This window comes from Sulfitobacter sp. 1A12779 (assembly GCF_043557315.1).
Lineage (GTDB): Bacteria > Pseudomonadota > Alphaproteobacteria > Rhodobacterales > Rhodobacteraceae > Sulfitobacter > Sulfitobacter faviae.
This window is the reverse complement of sequence record NZ_JBIFFU010000021.1, coordinates 1-24,210: the sequence shown is the minus strand read 5'-3', so window position 1 is coordinate 24,210 and position 24,210 is coordinate 1. Positions and strand designations below refer to the sequence as shown.

Genomic DNA, 24,210 nt, shown 5'->3' with positions numbered 1-24,210 from the left:
ACAATGCCCGCGAACTGACCGACGCGCTGCGTGAAGTCACCGCCGCGCCACCTTCGGGAACCTTCACCTTCACCGCCATTCTCGGTGGCGAGGAGATCGGCGAGGAACCTGTCTGGGACCAACCGTCGATGCCATTGGATATTCTCCTTCTGCCCGGCGAGGTGATCTGGGAAATCTCGGACACCGGGTTCAACATGATGCGGACGGGCACCGCAAATCCCTTCACCGCCGATCTGCCGTTCGGCGATTATATCGTGACGGTCCATTCGACGGCTCAGAACGACTTCTCGCAGACCGAAATCAGTCTGGCATCGGACAGCGCACGCAATGTCCACGCGATCTTCCCGCCCATCGCGCCAGAGCAGCCCCTCGCGCAGGTATTCGCTCCGGCGCAGGCCGTTGTCGGGTCCGCGTTCAGGGTGACATGGGAAGGCGAGGACCTGCATCCGCGCGATTACGTCACAATAGTGCCCGCCGATGCAGAGGACGGGATCTATGGCGACTACGATCGGCTCGAGGACCAGAACGAGGGCGAACTGCGCGCCCCGGCCGAACCCGGCCTCTATGAGGTGCGGCTGCAACTCGACGCCGGCGACCGGGTTCTCGCCCGCACACCCGTCGAGGTGGTCGATGCGGACGTCACCGTATCGGCGCCGACACAGGTCGTCGTCGGATCGGCCTTCCCCGTTACCTGGCAGGCCGAAGGTCTGCACCCGCGCGACTATGTCACCATCGTGCCCGCAGGGGCAGATGACGGAGCCTATGGCGATTACCACCGCATGGAAGGCGATGCCGAGGGCGAGTTGCGTGCGCCGGCCGAACCGGGGCTTTATGAGGTGCGCCTGCAACTCGACACCGGCGATCGGGTTCTCGCCCGCACACCCGTCGAGGTGGTCGATGCGGACGTCACCGTATCGGCGCCGGCACAGGTCGTCGTCGGATCGGCCTTCCCCGTCACCTGGCAGGCCGAAGGCCTGCATCCGCGCGATTACGTCACCATCGTGCCCGCAGGGGCAGATGACGGAGCCTATGGCGATTACCACCGCATGGAAGGCGATGCCGAGGGCGAGTTGCGTGCGCCAGCCGAGCCGGGGCTTTATGAGGTGCGCCTGCAACTCGACACCGGCGATCGGGTTCTCGCCCGCACACCCGTCGAGGTGGTCGATGCGGACGTCACCGTATCGGCGCCGGCACAGGTCGTCGTCGGATCGGCCTTCCCCGTCACCTGGCAGGCCGAGGGCCTGCATCCGCGCGATTACGTCACCATCGTGCCCGCAGGGGCAGATGACGGAGCCTATGGCGATTACCACCGCATGGAAGGCGATGCCGAGGGCGAGTTGCGTGCGCCGGCCGAACCGGGGCTTTACGAGGTACGCCTGCAACTCGACACCGGCGACCGAGTTCTCGCCCGCGCGCCCGTCGAGGTGATCGAGGGTGATGTCTCGCTCAACGGACCCGACAGGGTGCGGGCCGAAACGGAAATCACCGTATCATGGAGCAGCGTCATCCATCCGCGCGATTACGTTGCCATCGTTCCAATCGGCACGCCCGACGGCGAGCAAAGCGGCTATCGCCGCGTTGGCGATGCTGATCGCGGCACGTTCACCGCCCCGGCGGCGCCAGGCGCCTATGAAGTCCGTTACCATCTGGATCATGGCGACCGGGTCATGGCGCGCCGGCCGATCGAAGTGCTGGCGGCGAATGCGCCGATGGATGAGGGTGCCGGGCTCGTCGTGCCCGCCACCGCGAGGCCGGGCGAGACCATCGTCGTGCGCTGGACCGGCGGCGGCGAAAGCGAGGACCGGCGTGTTGCGCTGGCTCGCGCCGATCAGGCGGATTTCAGCTGGATCAGTTTCGCAAGCGCCGTCGGGATCGACAGCCTGGAGATCGAAATGCCGGATGCGCCCGGCACCTACGAAATCCGCTATCTGGACATAACGGAAAGGGCAGTTCTCGGCCGCGCGATCATCACGCTTGGCGAATGACGGGCGTCACAAAAATCAGGAGAATTCATAACCATGCTCAGATCAGTCATTACGGCATTTGGCCTTCTGGCCCTTGTCGTGCCTGCCGTAGCCGCAGAGCCGGGGGGAACGGCATCCGGGACGATCGCAGGCGAAGAGATTGAACTGTCGGTCTGGACAGAGCAGTCCGACTTCACGTCTTCAAGCTTTTCAATCTATTTTCGAGCACCGGCACTGAGGGAGCGCGGCCTGGGCAGCTTGTCCGTCGGCGCAGAGTGGATCGGCGATCTCGATGGTGGCCTCTTTTCCGCAGAAATCGACGTTCCAATTCTCAATACCGATCCGTATCGCGTTTACCGTGCGGACCTGGACGATGAACTCTCCCTGACAATTACGAGCGCCTCCTACCAAGGCGATGTGCTGGCAATCGCGGGCCAGGTGGAAGGTGTTCTAACCAGTATGGACCGGATTGCCCTTCGTAATCCTGACCCCAACGTACTCTCAGTGTTAGCCTGACGTTTGAAGCCGTATTGGGTGAGTTGCAGTGAGGACCGCGGCGTTTTCCCTAGGGTCAGGATGCATTGATTTCTGTTGCGCTGCGTGATTCACGCCTCCGAAAACGGAGTGGTGACATGAGCGATCTCTTCTGGCTGACCGACGCGCAGATGGCGCGCCTGGCTCCCTTCTTTCCCAGGTCGCACGGGAAGCCCCGGGTTGATGACAGACGGGTGCTGAGCGGGATTATCTTCATAAATCGCAATGGCTTGCGTTGGCGTGACGCTCCTGCTGCATATGGCCCTCACAAAACGCTTTACAGCCGGTGGAAGCGTTGGAGCGAAAAGGGCATCTTCGCGCGGATGATGGCCGGGCTGGCGGCGGAACACGGCGAGAAAACGACCGTGATGATCGACGCAACATACCTCAAAGCCCATCGAACGGCGACCAGCATGGCCGCCAAAAAGGGGGGCGTGGTCGCCTGATCGGCCGAACCAAAGGCGGTATGAACACCAAGCTGCACGCCATCTGCGACAGTCAGGGGCGACCGATCGACCTGTTCGTCACCGCTGGACAGGTCAGATGGAGTGGTTGCCGCCCTCCCTAGACGGCATCGCAATGTGCCAAGGTCGTGGTTTTCAACGCCACGCGCAAAGGAGGACGGCGAGATGAAGAATATGATGATCGGGGTCGATCTGGCAAAGGCAGTTTTTCAAGTTCATGGTGCCTTTCGAACGGGGGAGGTCCAGTTCCGCAAAAAACTGACGCGAAAGCAATTCCCCGCGTTTATGGCGCAGCAAGAGCCTAGCATGGTGATTTTCGAAGCATGCGGCAGCGCACATTTTTGGGCCCGTGAGATGGAATCTCTTGGGCACGAGGTACAGCTGATCGCACCGCAATATGTGCGCCCTTTTGTGAAGCGGCAGAAAAATGATGCGGCCGATGCTGAGGCGCTTGTCATTGCGGCACGCCAGCCTGAGATGCGTTTCGTGGAGCCCAAAACAGTCGAGCAGCAGTCTTGCGCGGCGGTCTTCCGGGGCCGGGAACGATTGGTTCATCAGCGCACTGCGGATGTGAACGCCTTGCGGGCGCTACTGTACGAACATGGCCACGTATTTCCCGCGGGAATACGCTACCTCGACCGCATGGTAGCATTTGTGGAGGATGCGGCATCCGAACTGCCAGCATTGATCCGGGAGGAGTGCCAGGATCTGCTGGCGCAGATTGCAGAGAAAACGACGCGTATTGCCAAGCGCACCACGAAACTCAAAGTTCTGGCCGCCCAGTCGGACAGGGCGCGTCGGCTACAAACCATGCCGGGTGTTGGCCCCCTGACGGCTGTCGCCGTGGAAGCGTTCGGACCTGACATGGCACAGTTCAAGACTGGACGTGACTTTGCGGCTTGGTTGGGTTTGGTGCCAAGACAGCATTCCTCTGGAGGCAAAGAGCGTCTGGGTCGAATGACCAAGGCCGGTCAGGCCGATATCCGACGTCTCCTTATCATTGGCGCAATGTCACGGTTAAACTGGCTTGGGCAGCGCACCATTGTAGAAGGGAGCTGGCTTTCACGCTTGTTGGCACGCAAACCTAAGATGTTGGTCGCGATCGCTCTGGCCAACAAGATGGCCCGGCAGATTTGGGCGATGCTGACGAAGAACGAGAACTACAAGAATCCCGCGCTTGCAGTCACAGCATAATGTTCATGCCGAACTGTTAGCAACGGTGCCAAGGGGTGTGGGAAGACGACGACCTGAATGGGCAAAACGATCGAACAGATCTGGGTTGGGAAAACCAGTTAATCGCTACGAGCTAAGAGCTCGAAAGTAAGATTTGGACCTAATTCGCTGATCACCATCTCGGCCTGCGGCTTCTGGAATCGCCGCGTCATGAAGGCCTCACAGAAGTTCGCACTCGATCACACGCCAACAAGGTCAGAAACTTCTTGCGCTAAGGGCGGCAACCACAGAAGCGATTATATCGGCGCTCGGGCCCTGCTGAGTGGCCTGCCAAACGTCAAATGGCTACTCGGGGATCGTGGCTATGACGCTGACTGGTTCAGAGAAGCGTTGCAGGACAAGGGGATACGTGCCTGCATCCCAGGCCGGAAGAAACGCAAGACGGCGATCAAATACGATAAGCGGAGATACAAGCGGCGTAACCGCATCGAGATCATGTTCGGCAGGCTCAAGGACTGGAGGCGCGTCGCGACCCGCTATGACCGATGCCCCAAGGTGTTCCTCTCAGCCATCGCCCTCGCGGCTCTCGTCATCTATTGGTTATGAATCCTGACCCTAGTTTCGTGTTGGATTGGACCCTATGGTGCCCCGCGATCTCGCGGGAGAGAGCCGTGATGGGTGAGAGGCCCGGGCTTGGGCGGACCCCTTTGATTCTACATAGGCTCAGGCGGCAAGCTCCGCGCCCCCTGCCCTATCGCCGCCCTCTTTGCCAACGATTTCGAGCCGCGCGTTGCGATAGCCTTCCCTGGCGATCCAGAGCTCGGCAGCCGTGACGGACTCGGCCAGATGCAGCAGCTCCGTGCAACCGCCGAAATCCAGCACGACGCGCACCTGTCCGGGCTTCGGCTCCTCAGCCACTTCGAATGTCAACGCACTTTCAACCGAATAAGTCCGCATGATGGTGACAAGAATGACCCCGTCGGAAGAGAAGTTCCCCTCGTGCAGCGTGAACGACGCCGGCGCCGTCCAGGTCGGATAGGGTCGCGGCGGCTCCTTCTTGACGAGACGGCCGACGCCGTTCGAGCGCTCCCAGGCCGCGAGCTTCTTTGTGAACCGGGCGGGCGGTTTCGTTGTGCTATCGGTGTAGCGAATGAGCGCGCCCAGGGGCGCGGTTTCGAGAATGGTGGTTGCAGACATGATTCCTCATCCTGAATGCGTCATTTTGCATTCATCTTATTGATATTGTTGTATTTTATGTGATTGAGGGCGGGTTTCCCCGCCCTCGGATGGCGCGGATCACTCGGCAGCCATCATCGACGCATCATCACCCGGCAGATCAGCGGTGAGGAAGGCGGGAAGGTCGACATCCTCGGTCTGACTGGCGTCGGAAACGAGCTCAGGCGCCCCCTGCCCTTCCGCGCCATCGAGTGCTGCTAGATCGTGACGGCGCAGAACCTCCGGCAACCAGCCGCTGCCTTTCAGCAGACGCTCGGCTTCACTCGCCATCTCGCCCTTCTTCAGGTGATCGAGGAGTTGCGCCGTCCCCTCCCCTTTCGCCTCACGCACGGCCTCGAGGTTCCGGGCCTTGAGCACGCGGTTCAGGTAGGTATCGGCCGTCGGCTGCCAACCCGCCTCGAACATGTCGAGTTCGACCGCCTGGGCGACCAAGTCAGACTGGGTCATCCGCCTGGTCAAACCACTGGCGGAGATACCGGCACCATAAGGGTTCACCTTCTCATGGAGCGCGTTGATCCCGAAGCTGAGGCAATGCGCGAGTAGCGACAGCCGGCTCCCTTGATCAAGGGAGGTCAGGTAGTCCCAGAGCGCGGCATCGTCGCCGAGCGGCTAGTAGGCCTCCCATTCCGCGTGGCGATCGTCCACCAGCTTGGCCACCACGCTGTCCTTCAGATCGCTCGCCTGCGCCGACATGTAGACGTGACGCACCGAAGCCTCGAGGCAGCTGCCGGCCGAACTGGACGTCCGGAAGGTGTCATTGACGAGCTTCAGGAGCAGCAAGGTCAGGGCGACGTCAGGCGAACGCCCGACAGCTTCCCGCAATGCCAGGGTGCGGTGCGCCGTCAGTTCCATGACCAACCGCTCGGGCAAGGGCTTCAACGCACCATCGTCCTCGTCGTCGGGCACGTTGGCACCAAGCGCCTGACCGGCAGAGGTGATCACCGTGCCGTGGCCGATACCATCCACATTGCTCCCCGCTGAAAGCTCAACGCCCTGCCCGTTTGCCGCATGTTCACCGCTGTGGACGTCGGCATCTTCCCGAGGCTCATCCTCGGGCCGCACGAAGCCCCGATAAACGGCAAGCTCGCCATAGCGGTCAAGCGTCACGAAAGCCCCTGCCCGTGCGATCTCCTCATCGTCGAAGATCAGCGGTCGAACCTCGAGCTTCTCCATCGCGACTTCCAACGCGCCAAGACGCGCGTCGATCTCTTCGGGGAATTCATCCTGGCCCTCGTATTCCTCTTCGAGCGCCCGGTACTCGGCAAGCAGCTTGGCATGGGCGGCGCCTTCGTCATCCGTCATCGGCGCCGGGTCGCCGTTGAGCCGCCGCAAGCCGTGGCTGTAGCCATAGGGCAGGTCGAGCGAGACCTCGATCCATTTCCACCCTTCGGCCGCGATGGCTTCGGCTTCAGCCTGAAGCTTCTCGCTGACCAGACGATCGAGCAGGGCTGGGTCTTCCAACCAGCCGCCGTCATCGCCCTGGAAAAGGTCATGCAACATGGTGCCACCAGCCGTCTCGTACGCCTCGACCCCGACAAAGACGGCCCGACGGTCAGAGGCGCGTACCGAGGTTTCCGTCAGCATGCGTCGGATCTGATAGGGCTCCTTGTTCCTGGACGACCGGATCGCCTCCCAGACCTGAACCTGGCGCTCATGATCCGGATTGACTGTGAAGGCCATCAGCTGCTCCAACGTCATTTCGTCCTCGGCATAAAGCTCGAGCAGGGCAGGGGCCACGGCGGCGAGTTTCAGGCGCTGTTTGACCACCTGCGGCGTGACGAAGAAAGCGGCCGCGATCTCTTCATCGCCCTGACCCTTCTCCCGCAAAGCAACGAAGGCGCGGAACTGGTCGAGCGGATGCAGGGCTGCACGCTGCATGTTCTCAGCGAGCGAGTCGTCTTCGGCGAGGATCGCGGAAGTGGCATCCCGTACGATGCAGGGGATGGGCGTCGTCTTGGCCAGACGCTTCTGCTTCACCAGGAGCGAGAGTGCTTGGAATCGTCGGCCGCCAGCGGGGATTTCGAACTTGCCGGTCTCGGACCCGTCATCCGCCAGAACGGGCCGAACGCTCAGGCTCTACAGCAACCCGCGGCGTGCGATGTCTTCGGCCAGTTCCTCGACCGAGATGCCGGCCTTGATGCGCCGGACGTTGGACTGGCTCAGCACGAGCTTGTCGAAGGGAATGTCCCGGGACGGGGACAGGGTGACTTTCTGGGCAGATTTCGCCATCAGATCTTCTCCACGACGGGCGCCGGAAGCCACTCTTCCGATCTCACTTCCCGTCATCCCTTTCACAACCCCTCTCTCCCTCGACCGCAGTTGTCCGCGGACAATTTTTTTGGCGGAAGCAGTAGAGCACTGTCCGGTTAAGTCGGTTGTGGTTGTGCCCGACAGAGACGTCTAACAAGCTGCTCTGGAACGAAGTCAGCGCTGTTTCTTCCAGACGTTATCGACCGAAAATAGGCACCGACCTTTTGTATTTTGTCGTGGAACTGCATGATGGCCCAGACGGTAAGCGCTGCCCCTTCTATGCCCAAGTGTTCTTGAGCATCTTGGTAGTTTCTTGAGTCTATCCCGAGCATTGGTGCGAGAGTTCGCGCGTGTGAAACCACGTCGGACATAGTCTTTACTGGTTTGAGTGAAAATTGGGCTGCTTCAGGGCAGGCGCTAAGAATTTCGGGAACGGTAATGAGCATTGCCCTTGGGTATGAGGGGCGAGTTTTCGGTGTGCGTTGGTCTCTTTTATCAATATGTTCTTTGTTTGAGTTATGATGGTGGCGGACATTTTGGCCGTCGTTGCCGGACATTTTTTCCTCTCCGGCGACGACCGCTTCACAAGGTTGTTCGACTTCCATGGCCTTGACGTCTAGGCCAGCCAAGAGGTTGCAGCATTCATCCAGTGAAAGCTTTCTGCGAAGAGTGCGTATAGCGAGTAACGCACCAACGTCTTCGGGTTCGGTTTGCAGGATGTCGTTTGCTGCGGCTCGTATCTTCGCTTTGAGGTAGGCGATCTGGTCGTTTTCGCGAACGGCCTGGGCGGCGAGCTCTGCGATCTCTGGGAAGCGTTGAAACAAGGGTGTGATGTCGAACCCGAATCGAAGGGCGGTGCCTTCGGTTACGTTTCGCTTGCTGAACCTTTTTCGATTTGAGCTATCGCGGCGAACAAGCAGCCCGAGTTCTTGGAGAATGGCTGCGTGGCGCCTTATCGTTCGGTCAGAAATCCCATTTCGCCGGAACGCAAGCGTGGCATTCGATGCGAAAACGGTGTTGTGCTGCCTTTTCGGCGGAAGGCACGAGAGCATCGCGTCGAGCGTGGCAATGACTGATGCTTTTAGACCCATCAACGGAGCCGCCTGGCGCAGTGTGTCGATGATTATGTGACGTTCGGGGCGGTCGTTGTCCGCGGACAACAGTATCTCTGTCCGCTCTCCAATAGAGGCGGATGCCTGAGTAAATGCCATGAATTTTTCACGACAACCGGTCGGGAAAGGCCCAGATCCCCCGATTTCTTGAGAAAAGGCAACAGATCATCGTTCAACCGATTCGGTTGTTATTGACTGCTACGGAGAAGCTGGTACATCTGAGGGTGCTAAGAACAGATTGGGCTCTCCGGGGATGACCTTGGGGGGCTCTTTCTTTTCTGGCTGTTTTTCGTGCTCCTTTTTGTTGCTCTGCTCGCCTGTCTGTCAGCCGGATTTCTGGCCCGACTTCCACGCCTCATAGAGACGTTTCAACTCAACTTCCGCGTTGTCTCGCATCCATTGAGCGAACTCTGGGGTATCAACCTTGGACATTTTCACCGTCAAAGCGCGCGGGCTATCTTTGACCTCTGCAAGTGTCTTGCCGTCGCTTGAGACAACCATATGCGCTGCGGACTTTGTGGACTTTGCAGTTTTGCGAAGTCCCGCAACGGCGTCGCTGACGCGCGCAAAACGGTCGTCCGAAGTAGGGATCTGATCCAAGCCCAAATCGGAGGCCATCCTAACTAGGTCAGCATTGCTGTCCTTCGCCTTGTCTGCTAGGTCTTCCCAGCGGCGGCGTCCAACGCCATGCGCTGAACCGATCAACTGGATCACAGTCTCTGGTATCGTGCGCGCGACCTTGGTCATTCGCGACAACATAGGCTTGTCGATGGCAAGTGCGTCGAGGATCACTGGCTGTTCGTAGCCATTGTCGCTCAGCTGCGCGGCGAACAGGGCCTTTTCAATGAAACTAGGGTCCAGTCTGTGTGAGTTTTCCTGGCCTTGGGCAAGGATCGCCTCCTCGTCCGAAAGAGTTCGCACCAAGGCTCTGGCCGATACTCCGATCGATTGCAGGGCCCGCAGTCGGCGACGACCATAAACGATCTTGTACCGACCCGGTTTGTCCGCAAGCGGACGGACCATGATCGGCACCTGCTGCCCATGTTCCTTGATGCTCGCGGCAAGAGACGCGACGTCGGCATCGGAGAATGAAAGACGGTCTTTCGGCCCGTCTTCCTCGATGAGATCGACCGGAATTTCCCGTACGGCGTTGCTGGATAGATCCTTCAGGGTCGATTTCACACCGCTCATCGCGCCGGTGTTGGGGAAACGAGGTTTAAGGTCAGCCGTTGCCACATCCTCGGTGGTGTCCGGTGGGGGAGGGGGCTGGAAAAGGTTTCTACGCGCCATTACTCGACCGTCCTCCCCCAAGCCTGTTGAATCGTCTTTTCGAACTCGTCTGCGACGCCGTTTACGCTTTCGAGTATCCTGTCCAATGTCTTCTTGACGACCTGGCTTGGCTCTAGTTCGTAGATTGTCTGCTGCGTCATCCCGGCGTCCGAAATGGCAGTGGATTTCAGCATGGGCGTGGTGAGAACCTGGTCGAGCAAAATCGACCTTAGGAACCCAGCCATCTGCGATTGTGGGACATCGGTCGGTTCGAACCTCGCGACGAGGTACTTGAGGAACGACCAGTCGATCGGTCCTGTTGCTTCCTCCAAAGTCCTGACGGTTTCTCCCGCCATCTCAAGGAATTGCGCCATGGAGGCGACGTCCAGCATACTCGGCACCACGGTAATCAGGAGGCCGGTTGACGCGAGCAAGGCCGTCATCGTCGTGAAGCCCAACTGCGGTGGGCAATCGATGATCACCAGATCGTAGTTGGCTTCGATCTCATCGAGCGCAATGGCCAACCTCTGAGTGAACGGAGGATCAACCTTGTGTTGAAGCGCGTAAGCCGTCTCGGTTTCATACTCAGACAGCAACAATCCGGCTGGCGCGAGGTCGAGATTGTGGAAGTAAGTCTTGCGCACGACTTGGCTCAGGGGAACCGGATCTTCATATTTCAGGGCGTCGTACACCGTGCCGCTTTCAGCAAACTCGATTTCTGGACGGTATCCGAACATAGTCGTTAGGCTGGCTTGGGGGTCCATGTCTACGGCTAGGACGCGATACCCTCTAAGGGCGTAGCGTTGGGCTAGATGAATTGCTGTCGTCGTCTTGCTGGACCCACCTTTGAAATTCACGATGGATATGATCTGAAGTCCATCGCCATCCCGCCGGCCTGGCATGTAAGCTTCTCCGTTACGACCGGTCCGCGCCATCACCCTGCGGATTTGATCGATCTCTTCAGCGGAATAGAGACGCCTGCCGCGAGAGTCGGTTTCGACTTCGGGAAAATCACCTTCCTGGTGGCGCGTTCTCAGGTTCGACATGCTGATGCCAGTCAGCTCAGAGACCTCTGCAGGGTGAAACTTCCGCAGCGTCTTTCTGCTTTCCGGTTGAAAGCTGTTGCGCATATGATGGTTGAGAGCATCCGACAGACGCGCGGCGTTGGCAGAAATGGAAGCTGCAATGGATTTTGCGCCGGGGAAATCTGCCTTGCTGTTCATGCTGCCCTCGTGACCTCTTGGTGGGTCGATTGTGTTTCGTCGCTAAAGTGCGCGATTTTCGCTTTTTTGCGACTACAGCACTCATGACACGCAACTTATCGCCAGACAACAATTTTTTTGAAGGCGGAGGGCGCGAACTTGAGCTGGGCGTGCATTCTGGCGTGAGAAAGTTGTCTAAGTATTTAGTAGATCAGGATAAATCTCAGTCCGCTCTAGCGCCGTGTCGAACATGTTGTGGCTTCACTGCAGCCTACCCCTAGGTATCGCGGCGGGGACTGCCGACGAATCGTCGCTTCTGAAGGATTAAGCGATTGGCACCGAATATCCGATTAGACGAGCCCGAGTCGCTCGGCCCGTTCCAACAGCATCCTTACGGTAGATGGTTGCCACCTCGTGCGACCTCGAGGGGTGCGCTCACGCATCGATTCAAGCCGGTCGCAGATTGCCTGAAGCGTGATGTCTGGATCCGCGCCCTTAATGGCCGCCACGATGGCAGGCAGGCGGTCATCGGTTTCGCGCCGTCCGGCGCGTCCAAGCACCTTGGCAGGAAGGAACCCGTCGCGCACATATGCCTTCACAGCGCGGAGCAGGCGGCTTTGTGTCCAATGGCGATCTGGGGGCAGGGGGCCATTGATGATCCGCAGCAGGTCTTCCCAGGCCATATCCGGCCGCAAGCGGCGCACATGGGGCACCCAATCCTGCGCGGTCTCGTTGAGGCGCTCCATGTAGCCGTCCTGTCGCGCCAGCCGCACCTTGCGCAGCGCAGCGGGATCCTTGGCGCGTAGCCCAGGATTGCCACCAACGCGCCCTTTGGCGCGCGCAGAGGCAAGCCCGGCCTTTGTGCGCTCTCGTATCAGCGCGCGCTCGAACTCGGCCGCGGCGCCCAGAACCTGCAATGTGAACTTGCCCTGCGGGGAAGCGGTGTCGATGGGGTCCTGCAGAGAGCGGAAGAACGCCTCCTTGCCCTCCAGTCTTTCGATCACCTCAAGCAAGTGCGACAAAGACCGCGCAAGCCGGTCGATCCGCACGACGACCAGCGTGTCGCCCTTGCCGATCCGCTCCAGCACACGTGCAAGCACGGGCCGCGCGCGATTGCCGCCCGAGGCGTGCTCTTCAAAGATCTCGGCGCATCCCGCAGACTGCAGTGCCTCAGACTGGGGCAGGGGGGTCTGATCCTCGGTGGAGACGCGCGCATAGCCAATCAGGGGCATGAAACCGGGCCGTTTGCAATTTAATATATCGCTAATAAACGACCGATTGATGGCAGAAGAATAACGTTTCGGAGGTTGGTGCCACCTTTTTTCTGTAAGTTCCACATAGGCGGCGCAATGGAAAACCGCTATCTGGAAGAATATGCGGGAGACCTGTGGGCCGGGTCTGCGGGGCGGGCATTGGGGTGTTGCATGGACTTACGGTTGAGGGATTATTTTGATGTCGGCACGCTGCAACGCGGTGAAGATTATGCGCATCGCGGTCTGGTCGCGACGGTCGAGCCTCTGCCGGATGGGAGTATCCGCGGGCGTGTGTTGAATGGGCGCGGGGAAAGCTACCAACAGCGGATTACCCTGAGCAACAGCTTTGTGGACGGGATTTGCTCTTGCCCGGTGGGGCATAATTGCAAGCACGTGGTCGCTGTTTTGATGACATCGGCGGAACGCGATTCCAGCTCCCCGCAACTGGCAGCACCGGTGCGGGGTTGGCTGACCCGTGTCAAGCAGCAGCCGACAGCCCTAGTGCCGCCTGAGGCACGTCCCGAGGACTATCCGGACAAGGTGAAGGAACGCCTGCTTTATGTCCTGATCCCGAATGAAACAAAAGTCAGGATCGACATTTACAAGGGCCGTATCAATGCTGCTGGCACGGGCCTGAACAAGGCGATCCGGCGCTATGATGCGCTGCATGCCCTGCGCAGCAACGCTGTGGCAAAATTCATCCGACCGACCGATCTGGAGCTTTTGTCTGCGCTGGCGCAGACCCAACTGTGGGAAACGCACTATAGCTACGGCCTGCCCGGTATTTTCAAGCCAAAGGGGCAGGATGCTTTGCCCCTGATCCGGCGCTTGTGCGACACGGGTCGCTTCCTCCATGACAATTCTCCGGACGCGGAGTTGAGCTGGTCAGAAGCGTGTCCAAAGGCCAGACTGGCCTGGCGCATGGCGGCGGATGGCAGTCAGAGCCTGGGGTTTGAGGACGCAGACGGCATACAGTTGGAGTTGCGGGCGTTGGACGGGGCAGCGCTATGGGTGAACACCGCGCACGGTCAGATCGGGGCGCTGGCACAGCCGGTGCAGATTGAGGCGCTGCAGCTTGTCCAGAGCGCTCCCCAAGTCGCGCCCGATGAAGCGGCGGCCCTGGCTGCGGAGATGCCCGCCACGCTCGCTGGACTGGCCTTGCCGCCGCCGCATGTGGCGCGACAGAGACGGCGCGCGGCCCATAAACGCATCGCTCGTTTGACGCTTGGAGCGGAGAGCGCACGTGACGGCTATAGGCGTTGGGACAGCGTTTCTGTCACTCTGCCAACACTGACATTGCGCTTTGTCTATGACGGGCAGGAGGTTTGGGAAGGCGACGCCGACCCCCGGGTCGTTGAAAACAACGAGGTCGTAACGCTGACGCGCGATCATCAATGGGAAGCTGCTTGCGTCATCCGGCTGATGGATGCAGGGGCGATACCCGTTGACGAAATGGACTATCTTTTGCCGAGCGCTCGAATGCCGCAATGCGATTTCGTCTTCGCTGAGGAGGAGATGGGCGCGAACAGTATGCGCCTCCCGTCGTCGCGCGATGGTCTCGAGTTTGCGTTCCGGACGCTGCCCGGGTTGCGGACCGAAGGCTGGGAAATCATTGAAACATCAAAGTGGCCCTTCCGTTTGAGCGATGAAGCTGCCGCGCTGACGGTTGCAACACAGGCCGAAGCAGGCGACCCATTCCACGGCAACGACTGGTTCTCGCTGGGGTTTGAAGCCGAGATCGGCGGCAAGCCAGTGGATGTCGCGCCCCTGATCGCGGCCTTTCTTGAACAGGTGCGTGACGAATGGGACGCCGTGCCGGATGTCGACGTCCTGTCGCAGCATCTGTCCGATAGGCCGGTTTACCTGAACCGGGGCAAGGCGGGCTATGCCCCCCTGGACCTCAGTCCGCTGGCACCCCTACTCCATCTGGTGCTGACGCATTATGCCGAGTTGGGCGCGCTGCACCCGTCGGATGCCGATGTCGCTCGGTTGGCAGAAAAGGCGCTGGCAGGCAGCTCGGTACACTTCGCCGATAACGCCGGGATCATTCCGCTGGCTCGTAGCCTGAAGGCATTGGCCGAGGCCGAGAGTTTTGCTCCACCAAAGGGATTGCGCGCGCAGTTGCGCTCCTATCAGGCCTATGGTTCCGCCTGGATGGGCAGCTTGCTCGAAGCCGGTTTTGGCGGAGTTCTGGCGGATGATATGGGGCTGGGCAAGACAATTCAGGTGTTGGCCCTCTTGCAGGCACGTCGCGAAGCAGGAGCAGCTGGCCCGGCGCTTCTGATCGTACCGACCAGCCTGCTGCATGGCTGGCAGATGCAGTCCGCGCAATTCACACCGGATATTCGACTCGTGGTCCTGCATGGCACAGGCCGGGCGGCGCTGCGCGACGAGGCTCTGCGCGCCGATCTGGTCGTCACCACCTATCCGTTGCTGGCGCGTGATCAAGACTGGCTGACAGCGACAGAGTGGCCTCTGGTGATCCTGGACGAAGCGCAAACCCTCAAGAACCCTGCGTCGCAAATGGCCAAGAGCCTGCGCAACATTCCTGCCAAGGGGCGGCTGGCGCTGACCGGCACGCCGCTGGAAAACTCGCTGCAAGACCTTTGGACACTGATCGACTGGGTGAATCCGGGTCTTCTGGGGTATAGAAAAGAGTTTCAGAAACTGTTTCGCACCCCGATCGAAAAGCATGGTGACGCGGTCGCACAATCGCGTCTCAACCGTCGGCTGCGCCCCTTCATGCTGCGTCGCACCAAGGAGCAGGTCGCAACCGAACTTCCTCCTAAGACCGAAATCCTGGAACGGGTGGAGCTGCCAAAGCCGCAGCAAGCGCTTTATGAAACCGTGCGCAGCACCATGGATGCCCGGGTGCGCGAGGCGATCAGCGCCCGTGGTCTGGCCGCAGCGCGGATTACTGTGCTCGATGCGCTGCTCAAGCTGCGGCAGGTGTGCTGCGACCCCGCGCTGGTCAAGACTGACGCGGCGCGCGCGGTGGCGGACAGCGCCAAACGCGTGCGTTTGCGTGAATTGCTGGCCGAGCTTGTGGCCGAGGGTCGCCGCGTTCTGGTGTTTTCGCAATTCGTTGAAATGCTGCATCTGATCGAAGTGGATCTTGCGGCCGCCGGTATCCCCCATCTGACATTGACGGGCCAGACGCAAAAGCGTGCCGATGTACTGGAAAGCTTTGCAAAAGGCACTGCGCCGGTTTTCCTGCTCAGCCTGAAAGCCGGTGGTCTTGGGCTGACCTTGACCGAGGCGGATACGGTGATCCTTTATGACCCATGGTGGAACCCAGCTGTGGAGCGTCAGGCCATGGACCGCACCCATCGCATAGGTCAGGACAAACCGGTATTCGTGCATCGTCTGGTCGCTGCAGGCACGGTAGAGGAAAAGATACTGGACATGCAGTCGCACAAACAGGCGCTGGCCGACGCCTTGTTCGACAAGGATGGGGGACAGGCTGGCCCGTTGCTGGACGAGGCGATACTGCAAGATCTGTTTGCGCCGCTCGGAGTGTGACAGGGGCTCGCCGCCTAGACGTTGCGCCAAAGCATGCGAACGCGGCTCTTCCGGCTTGAGGTGTTGCTGACCATTTCTGGCAAACGCGCCGAAGGTCCGAAGATTACAGCCCCGCAGCCTTGGTCAGGTTTACGCGGAACCGGTCGCGGCGACGCTGATAGCGGCGGGTCATTTCGGCTGAGGCGTGACCAAGATGCTTTTGGACGTAGCGCTCATCGACTTCGGCAGAGCTCGCGAGACCGGCGCGCAAGGAATGGCCGGAAAACAGCGCCAGGCGCTCTTTTTCGGACAGTTCGGATCGGATGCCGGCGTCGAGGACAGTGCGCTTGATCAGTCGTGCGACATGTTTGTCGTTCAGGCGTGTTTCAGATGCGCGCTTGCCATCCCGCGAGGTGCCGACGAAGACAGGGCCGAAGTCGATCTTTGCAAAGTGCAGCCATTGTTCCAGCGCCTGGACCGGGCAGGTCTGATCGCTGGAGCCGCGGCCAATTTCGACCTCGCGCCAGCCGGTCTTGGCGTTGAGCGTGAGCAGGGCGCCTTTGTCGAAGATCTCAATCCAGCCACCAGAATCCGGCGTGTCGTCCTTGTGCACGTCGAGGCTGACGATTTCTGACCGGCGCATACCGCCCGCATAACCGTTCAGCAGGATCGCCCGATCCCTGAGCCCGCGCAGGTCGTAGGGCAGGGTGGCCACCATCGCGAGGATGTCCTCGGCCAGGATCGCCTCCTTTTGCACGGGCGGTCGCGCGTGCTTGCGCTTGATCCCGGCAAGGACGGTTGCGATGTGGCGGTTCTTACGTTCAAAGGTGAAGCCGCGTTGCGCATAGTTCCAGGCAAGGCCTGACAGGCGACGTTCGATCGTGCTGACAGACAGGGGGCGGGACGCCGACTGCGGTCCGAACGTGGACTGCGATGGTGAGGGACCGGACCCGGAGGCGAGATCCGCGAGGTAAAGGCCAATCATCTCGGCCGAGGGGGGCAGGGGCTCCACCCCCCTCAGTCGGCACCAGCGCGCGAAGTGCGCCCAGTCCTTTGCGTAGGCCTTCAGTGTGTTATCGGAGGCCGCGGCGCGCGCGTAGCCGCGGGCGGTATCTACCAGCCGATCGAGGGTGCCAGACCCAGCAACATGAGCCGGCCGGGCGATCCAGTCGCTTTTCTCTTGACGGCTCTCGTCACCCTGAGCATCATCAAACTTATCAGAGCGTGCTGAGGTCGATTTATCGTGTTCTGCGCCCATCATTTTTCCAAAAATCCACTCATTTTAAGCCTATGTTACAGCATATTCCTTTGTGTCCGATAATGTAAACTTATTGGACATATATACAAGCGCCAAGGTAGGGCGGTTTGCGCTTTCATCGATAGCCTAAAGCGCCGCGATGATGTAAACTTCGCGCATGAATTTTGCCCAACCAGATCACAGCGGAGACCTTGATACGCTACTTCGGTTGCCTGAATGGGTCACCTCCACGCGTTCTGGAACCCTTGAAGATATGGCCTTTTTGTCGGGCGCGGCCCTGAACCACCTGCATCTCTTGATGGCGCGGGACGACGTGCCTGTGACGTTAATACGCGCCCGGCTGGCTCTACGGGCGGCGGAAGCTTGCGTCAGGTTTTCGGGCCGACCGGAGCGGGCGGGGGAGTTGCGCGACGCGGTTCATTTTCTGCGCCCCGGCGACTTGCCCGGTCCGGCGGGCGCAACCTGTCTGGCCTGGCGTCGCGCCGTGGAACGCCCGCTGTCGATCAAGGCTCTGGGCCGAGCCTTGCCGACCCTCGAGCCGGGCCAGATCGCGACGTGGCTTGATGCGGGGAAAGGGGCGCCGGTGACCCGGGCCGCGATGGCGCTGGAAGCCGTTCTGCGCGAGACGCCACGTGCCGAAAGTCCAGCATTGATCCTCGCCGATGCCGCTCTCGCGAAAGCACTCGGTTGGGATCGCATTGTGCCGCTGCTGGCGGCTGGCATTAAACGCGTGGATCTACGTAAGCAGGGCGAGGAATTGCGGTTGGCCTGTCATCGGGCGCTTATCGCCTCGGGGGTCGAGGTAGTGCGTCTTTCTGCTGACCTCGCGCGGCGGGCGGCGCATCTGAAGGCGGTTGCGCCCAAACTTCGCGCCAAGGGGGCAGGGAAAGCGGTGCAGATGTTCCTGACCCGCGACGCCGTGGCACCTTCGGCCTTGCCTTTGCCGGATCGCGCCGCGCGGCGGCTCTGTGACAGGCTGGTCGACCTCGGCGCGGTGCGCGAACTGACCGGCCGCGACACCTTCCGGCTCTATGGGGGGTAGCGATGGTCAGGAATCCTCCCGAACCGGAGCTTGACCGTGAGTTGCCCGACCTGCCGCCAGACTTGCGGTGGCGGGAATGGATACGGCGGATCGAAGCGGTGCTCTTTTCCTCTGCCTCCCCGGTGCCGCGCGACGAGCTGGCGCGCGTGGTGGGGCAGGGGGCGTCGGTCGATCTGCTGGTCGAGGATCTGGCCGTCGATCTGGGTGGCCGCGCGTTCGAAGTTGCTAAGGTGGCGGGGGGCTGGATGATGCGCACACGATCTGCCTATGCCCCCGCGATCCGCGCGGCGGCGGATGTTGGAGAACAGCTGTTGGACCTAAATGAATTCGACGTCGCGGTGCTGGCGGCCATTGCTTACCATCAGCCGATCACACGTGACGGGCTGAAGAATATTTTTGGTAAAGAGATCAGTCGCGATTTGATTGGCCGCTTACATGCGCGCGATTTGATCGGAACGGGTCCACGATTACCTCAGAGAGGGGCACCTTACACGTTTGTGACGACAGAGCAGTTTTTGATCGCGTTTGATCTTGAGAGCTTGCGAGACCTTCCGGACAAGGAACAATTGTCAGATGCCGGTTTAAGCGTAGACAACGGGGAAGCTGGGTGAATAGACGTTACTCGAGCTGTTTGCCTTGTGAATGGTTTTGGCCTAAGCAACTTTAGGGGGTCGGGTGACTCCCTGTTCTACTGAGGCTTGTATTCCCATGGGCCTCGCCAAACTGCGGCGGCCTCCGACCATTCCCTGGCATCTGGGGTCGTCGCTTTTCTTTCTCTATAGAATGGGAACGTCTGATCTATCACGTTGCTCGCGGTGATTTCTGATCAATCGGGTATTGATTTCGCGGGTGAGGTTTGACTTAGCGCTCACCTTTTGCTTTGCATAGCGGGGGGCCTGCTCTCGCTTTATTGCCTCGATGCCGGATATTTCGATCCCTACGGCCAACGTTCGACGCGCCCCAAAGGTAGTCCACGCAATCGGTCACAGATTACGCTTTCAGATTAAGCAATATCTCCGCCACGAAACATCTGAATAATGTCGCGTTGGTTAAACAAAATGTAATCTAACTTTCCTGTTTAGAGCAGTGCGTCGGCATCGATACATTGAATAGTAAGATGATCAAGCATATGAGGCTTCTTAAATACTTAGCCCAGCAAACAAACGGAAGAATTTCATGTTCGATAAGAGTGAGTTGAAAGCGATGCCGCGCAAAGAGCTTGAAAAGCTGCTGGCGGACGTCAAAAAAGCACTGGCGTCTGCAAAGGCTCGGGATCAGCGAGAGGCCAAAAAAGCCGCGGCGAAGGCGGCTGCGGAGTTCGGTTTTTCGCTAAACGATATTGCCGAAACCGCAGCGCCGCTTCCCAAGAAGAAGAAAACCAAAACAAAGGCGGCCAAGAAGCCATCAAAGCCGGTTTTCGCAAATCCGGAAGACGCGACACAGACTTGGACTGGGAAGGGGCGGCAACCGAACTGGTATCGTGAACAGGTTGCTACCGGCACGGATCCCGAGACGATGCGCATTAAAAATTGACGAGAACTTCGGGCTCGTAGAGGGGACGAGCCCGTTCAGGGCACCTGTCGGAGGGGCGTATTATGCAGGCAACCCGAACGTTTTCTCACTCCGGATCTGGAATCTTTCTCATGTGCGCGGGCATTGCATGCATCGCAATTAACGATGCGTTCGCGAAAGTGCTGACCGAGGGATATGCACCCGTTCAAATCTTGTTCCTGCGTAACATCCTTGCCCTTCCGTTCGCATTGGTCGTGGTTCTTCTCCTGCGAGGTAAAACAGCGGTTAGTTCGCGTCGGCCATTGGCGCATTTGTTGCGGGGTGCATTCTGGACTTGTGCAGCGACGTTCTATTTTACGGGTCTGAAATATCTGGATCTCGCCGAAGCGACCGCCCTGACATTTTCTGCCCCCATCTTCATAATCTCGCTTTCAAGCCTGTTTCTCGGAGAGCACGTCGGCTGGCGACGCGGGGCGGCGGTCATCATCGGCTTTGTTGGTGTGCTGATTGTCGTACGGCCAGGAAGTGCTGCTTTTCAGCCGGCGGCGCTTTTCCCGGTCGGAACGGCGCTATTTTATGCTTTACTAATGATCGGATCACGCTGGGTGGACCCACGTGAAAGTGTTTGGACCGTCATGCTTTGGCTCGTCGGCGCAGGCGCGCTGATAAGCGCTCTGTTTGCGCCGTTTTATTGGACGCCAGTCCAATATGAAGATCTCTGGCGGTTCGGGGCGATTACGGTGTTTGGCACAGCTGGCATGACCCTAATCACTCAGGCTTTTCGTTTCTCTGAAGCCTCTACCGTGGCGAACTTCGAGTATACTGGCCTTATATGGGCTACCCTGTTGGGGTGGCTTATCTGGCGTGAGGTACCTGACCTCGCAACATTTGTCGGGACTGCGGTCATCGTATTTAGCGGAGCATTTATCGTATACCGCGAAGGTCAGATGAAGGTTTGATCGCCCCGGGGTGCCGTCAACAGGTATGACATCACTTAAACACGTCGGGCGAAGATGTTCTTCCGCATCAATCCGCACCCCCCTCCCGCAACTTGCAATTTAGCGCAAATATGTTTGATTAGTTAACAAGTGATTTTGTTAGGCGCGAATTAGAGAGAGGATAGACTATGCGATTATCAGCCCATTTACTCGGGGCCACCTCCCTGACCTTACTGTCAACGATGGCCATCGCGCAGGAGGGCGAGCGCGGCCGCGATGAGCAACTTAATATCATCTACTGGCAGGCCCCCTCGATCCTTAACCCCTATCTTTCGGGTGGCGTGAAAGAGCGTGATGCCTCCAGCATGGTGTTGGAGCCTTTGGCCAACGCCGATGAGAAAGGCGAGCTGGTCCCGAAACTGGCGGTCGAAATTCCGACGGTCGAAAACGGTGGCATGACCGAAGACCTCAAGACCATCACCTGGAAACTGAAGGAAGGGGTGACTTGGTCCGACGGCACGCCGCTTACCGCCGAGGATGTGAAGTTTACGGCAGATTATTGCATGAACCCCGAAGGCGGTTGCGCACAACTGTCAAAGTTCAATGACGTGAAAGAAGTCGAAGTCATTGATGATCGCACCGTGACGATCCATTTCGACGAGCCGAAACCATACCCCTATCTGCCTTTCGTGGGCGCGGCCTCGCCCATCCTTCAGGCGGCCCAGTTCGCGGACTGCACCGGCGCACGGGCCCCCGGCTGCACGGAGGAGAACTTCAACCCGATTGGCAGCGGCCCCTTTGTGGTGACAGACTTCCGCCCCAACGACTCGATCCAGCTTGTGGCGAATGAGAACTACCGCGATCCGAGCAAGCCGGCCTTTGCTAAGCTCAACTTCAAAGGCGGCGGGGATTCCGTCTCGGCCGCGCGGGCGGTGATGGAGACGGGCGAATTTGACTACGCTTGGGATCTGTTGATGGCGCCCGACGTGCTGGAGAAAATCGCCGAAGGTGGCACCGGTAAGCCTATCTTCGAGTTCGGCCCCTTGGTGGAGCGGATCGAGATCAATATGACGAACCCCTCTCCGGACCTGCCGCCCGAAACCCGCGCGACGGTTGAAGAGCCGCATCCTTTCCTGACCGATCGCCGTGTGCGGCAAGCCATGAGCATGGCGATTGACCGCGAACTACTGAACGAAATCGGTTACGGGCAGGCGGGCCGGCCAACCTGTAATCTGGTCCCCGCGCCGCCAATCTATAGCTCTGACAATACCGAATGTATGACGCAGGATTTGGAAGCTGCGAAAGAGCTTTTGGATGAAGCAGGCTGGCAGGACCAAGACGGAGACGGCGTGCGCGAGAAAGACGGTATGCGTCTGTCGATCCTGTTCCAGACCTCTACCAATGCCGTGCGTCAGGACTTTCAGGCGCTGATCAAGGATTGGTGGAACCAGATCGGTATCGAGGTCGAACTGCGGAACATCGATGCCTCGGTCTTTTTCGGCGGCGATCCCGGCAGCCCCGACACATTCCCGAAGTTCTATGCCGATGTTGAGATGTATGCGAACCTCTATGACGGCACCGACCCGCAAGCCTATCTTGCGCAGCGCCGTTGCGGGAATGAGCCGAAGCCTTCGACCCAGTGGCAGGGCGAGAACATCAACCGTTTTTGCGATGAGGAATACGACACTCTGCTTGATGAGCTCTCTCGTACCAGCAAAATCGAGGAGCGGGCGCGTCTGGTCAAACGTCTGAACGACATCATCACGACCGAAAGCAAATCCATGTTGCCGCTGATCAACCGCGCAGCAGTGGCGGCACAGGGCAACACCCTTGGTGGCGTAAAGCTGAACGCTTGGGACAGTGACCTGTGGAACGTTGCCGATTGGTATCGCACCGAAGGTTGAACGCAAAAGCGGTGGCCCCTATCCAGGGCCACCGCTTCGACATTTAGACGCGTGTCTGCGCCGCAACCTCAGCGATTTCGGCCAAAAGTTCGAAGTCAGTGACACCGCATTTGTGACTAATGACGTTGCTATCTAGGTTTATGTTCACATCTAGCGCATGAACGATATGTCCTTGTTATCGTCGGTGACCGCACGTCTGCGCAGCTCGGCATCCAAGCCGGCGATTTTCACGCTTAGAGATTCGATCTGGTTCAGAAGCAAGCGTGCCAGTTCCCGCACCGCCGCAGGCAGGGCGCCGTCGTCGCCATCGACAACTGCGGCAAGGCGGCCAACATGGACAGGACCGACGGGCGCGACGATACCGCTCGGCCAGATGAGCCCGAAGCGCATTGATCGTCTGAGTGCGCTGCCGGACCAAGAGATCGCGGGTGCGATACGCCATTGCCGCCGCTTGCTGGGCCTCGCTCTTCACTGCAACAAACCGCATCGTCGGACGGGACGCTGCCTAGGCGATCGCCTCCGCATCGGCCATGTCGTTTTTCTGACGCTTGACGAAAGGCTTTACGTAAGCAGGCGGGATCAGCCGGATTTCGTGGCCAAGATAGCCTATTGCCCGGCCCCAGTGATGGGCGCTTGCGCAAGCTTCCATGGCCACCACGCAAGGCTGGTGATGACTCAGGAATGTCAACAGCTGCGCACGCGATAGCTTGCGCCGGAATAAAACGGAGCCGTCCGCCCTGGCGCCATGTGCCTGAAATACGTTCTTGGCCAAATCCAGGCCGATGATGCTAACCTCGTTCATGGACGCTCTCATTGTAGAAGTGTTTAACCCTAGCGCGGTTTGGTTGGATCAAGCGACCCAGGTCGCGGCAGCCAAGGCACAAGGAGCCAGGGTGATCTCGGTCGATCCGCGCCGTGCAGGGTTTGCCGTGAGCGCTGATAGCTGGCTGCGCGTGCGACCCGGCACAGACGGACCACTTGCGCTTGGCTTGCTACGGCTGATGTTTGAATACGGCGGAGTTGATCGGGAATTTCTGCGACGATGGACCAATGCGGCATTACTTGTTCGTGACGACACCAGGGACTTTTTGCGCGGTGCCGATTTAGGACTACCTGAGAAAGAATGTTATCTTGCTTGGCATTCCGCCCGGGGCGCTGTGCCCTATGATCCCGCGACCCGCCGATTTGCAGCAGATGTAGCGGCGCTGGAACTAGAGCGAAGTGTCATGGTGCCAGGCTCCGACGGACCGATCCCTTGCCGTCCGGCCCTCGCCCATCTGCGTGCATCGTTTGCACCTTGGACACCCGAGCGAATTGGGGCTGTCACTGGCATTGAAGCCGATAAGATTCGGGAGGCAGCGCATATGCTCTCGGACAGCGGATCTGTGGCCTACTATTGCTGGTCCGGGGTCGGTCAGCATCGCGATGCTACGCAGATTGATCGGGCGATTGCTCTACTCACTGTGCTCAAGGGACGCCACGATGCGCCAGGCGGCAATGTCGCCTATTGTCACTGCACCCGGGATTGCCAACTTGTTTTCGCCTATTTGAGAGGGGCGAGACCTCTGCCTGTCAGGCGGTCATTTCGGCAGCATAGC

At 59.5% G+C, this 24,210-nt stretch carries 14 protein-coding genes and 5 pseudogenes; 11 read left to right on the top strand and 8 right to left on the bottom strand.

Annotated elements, in window-relative coordinates; translation table 11 throughout:
* Window positions 1-2,018: 2,018 nt before the first annotated feature.
* From ACGYLQ_RS17245 to ACGYLQ_RS17230, 4 genes and pseudogenes are all read left to right on the top strand, one after another.
* A complete protein-coding gene (locus tag ACGYLQ_RS17245; protein WP_394444089.1) occupies window positions 2,019-2,480 on the top strand; it encodes a hypothetical protein in 462 nt (153 codons plus the stop codon).
* A 116-nt stretch (window positions 2,481-2,596) separates the two neighbouring features.
* Window positions 2,597-3,039: pseudogene (locus ACGYLQ_RS17240) on the top strand (IS5-like element ISPso2 family transposase); the annotation flags it as partial.
* A gap of 88 nt (window positions 3,040-3,127) precedes the next feature.
* Entirely contained in the window at window positions 3,128-4,156 is a 1,029-nt protein-coding gene (locus tag ACGYLQ_RS17235; protein WP_394444087.1) for an IS110 family transposase, read from the top strand.
* A 270-nt stretch (window positions 4,157-4,426) separates the two neighbouring features.
* Window positions 4,427-4,741 (top strand): annotated as a pseudogene (locus ACGYLQ_RS17230) (IS5-like element ISPso2 family transposase); the annotation flags it as partial.
* Window positions 4,742-4,858: 117 nt separating this feature from the next.
* Here the strand turns inward: ACGYLQ_RS17230 and ACGYLQ_RS17225 are convergent.
* From ACGYLQ_RS17225 to ACGYLQ_RS17200, 6 genes and pseudogenes are all read right to left on the bottom strand, one after another.
* Window positions 4,859-5,332 (bottom strand): hypothetical protein, encoded by a 474-nt coding sequence (locus tag ACGYLQ_RS17225; protein WP_394444086.1) that lies wholly within the window; start codon window positions 5,330-5,332, stop codon window positions 4,859-4,861.
* A gap of 99 nt (window positions 5,333-5,431) precedes the next feature.
* Window positions 5,432-7,600, bottom strand: a pseudogene (locus tag ACGYLQ_RS17220) (ParB N-terminal domain-containing protein).
* Between the two features lie 137 nt (window positions 7,601-7,737).
* A complete protein-coding gene (gene repC / locus ACGYLQ_RS17215; RefSeq protein ID WP_394444084.1) occupies window positions 7,738-8,832 on the bottom strand; it encodes a plasmid replication protein RepC in 1,095 nt (364 codons plus the stop codon).
* Window positions 8,833-9,057: 225 nt separating this feature from the next.
* A complete protein-coding gene (gene repB, locus ACGYLQ_RS17210) occupies window positions 9,058-10,023 on the bottom strand; it encodes a plasmid partitioning protein RepB (protein ID WP_394444082.1) in 966 nt (321 codons plus the stop codon).
* Window positions 10,023-11,225, bottom strand: a complete 1,203-nt coding sequence (gene repA, locus ACGYLQ_RS17205) for a plasmid partitioning protein RepA (RefSeq protein WP_394444080.1) — start codon at window positions 11,223-11,225, stop codon at window positions 10,023-10,025. Before repA ends, repB begins: the two co-directional genes overlap by 1 nt.
* A gap of 329 nt (window positions 11,226-11,554) precedes the next feature.
* Window positions 11,555-12,436, bottom strand: a complete 882-nt coding sequence (locus ACGYLQ_RS17200) for a recombinase family protein (protein ID WP_394444078.1) — start codon at window positions 12,434-12,436, stop codon at window positions 11,555-11,557.
* A gap of 117 nt (window positions 12,437-12,553) precedes the next feature.
* On the opposite strand from ACGYLQ_RS17200, the gene ACGYLQ_RS17195 reads away from it, so the two are divergent.
* A complete protein-coding gene (locus tag ACGYLQ_RS17195; RefSeq protein ID WP_394444076.1) occupies window positions 12,554-15,979 on the top strand; it encodes an SNF2-related protein in 3,426 nt (1,141 codons plus the stop codon).
* 103 nt (window positions 15,980-16,082) lie between these two features.
* Here ACGYLQ_RS17195 and ACGYLQ_RS17190 read toward each other — a convergent pair whose 3' ends face one another.
* The gene (locus tag ACGYLQ_RS17190; protein WP_067939634.1) at window positions 16,083-17,216 is read right to left on the bottom strand and encodes a tyrosine-type recombinase/integrase; all 1,134 of its coding nucleotides are present in this window, start codon (window positions 17,214-17,216) and stop codon (window positions 16,083-16,085) included.
* A 157-nt stretch (window positions 17,217-17,373) separates the two neighbouring features.
* On the opposite strand from ACGYLQ_RS17190, the gene ACGYLQ_RS17185 reads away from it, so the two are divergent.
* The 5 genes from ACGYLQ_RS17185 (at window position 17,374) to ACGYLQ_RS17165 (ending at window position 22,612) form a co-directional block, all read left to right on the top strand.
* Entirely contained in the window at window positions 17,374-18,258 is an 885-nt protein-coding gene (locus ACGYLQ_RS17185; protein ID WP_394444074.1) for a DUF1403 family protein, read from the top strand.
* A gap of 2 nt (window positions 18,259-18,260) precedes the next feature.
* On the top strand, window positions 18,261-18,869 hold the full coding sequence (locus tag ACGYLQ_RS17180; protein WP_394444072.1) for an SMC-Scp complex subunit ScpB: 609 nt from the start codon (window positions 18,261-18,263) through the stop codon (window positions 18,867-18,869).
* A 565-nt stretch (window positions 18,870-19,434) separates the two neighbouring features.
* The gene (locus ACGYLQ_RS17175; protein WP_394380893.1) at window positions 19,435-19,791 is read left to right on the top strand and encodes an H-NS family nucleoid-associated regulatory protein; all 357 of its coding nucleotides are present in this window, start codon (window positions 19,435-19,437) and stop codon (window positions 19,789-19,791) included.
* A 62-nt stretch (window positions 19,792-19,853) separates the two neighbouring features.
* Window positions 19,854-20,729: a DMT family transporter gene (locus ACGYLQ_RS17170; protein ID WP_394444070.1), complete on the top strand. Its 876-nt coding sequence runs from the start codon at window positions 19,854-19,856 to the stop codon at window positions 20,727-20,729.
* 167 nt (window positions 20,730-20,896) lie between these two features.
* On the top strand, window positions 20,897-22,612 hold the full coding sequence (locus ACGYLQ_RS17165; protein WP_136720581.1) for a peptide ABC transporter substrate-binding protein: 1,716 nt from the start codon (window positions 20,897-20,899) through the stop codon (window positions 22,610-22,612).
* A 189-nt stretch (window positions 22,613-22,801) separates the two neighbouring features.
* Here ACGYLQ_RS17165 and ACGYLQ_RS17160 read toward each other — a convergent pair.
* A pseudogene (locus ACGYLQ_RS17160) lies at window positions 22,802-23,414 on the bottom strand (IS110 family transposase); the annotation flags it as partial.
* 91 nt (window positions 23,415-23,505) lie between these two features.
* Between ACGYLQ_RS17160 and ACGYLQ_RS17155 the strand changes: the two are divergent.
* Window positions 23,506-24,210 (top strand): annotated as a pseudogene (locus ACGYLQ_RS17155) (hypothetical protein); the annotation flags it as partial.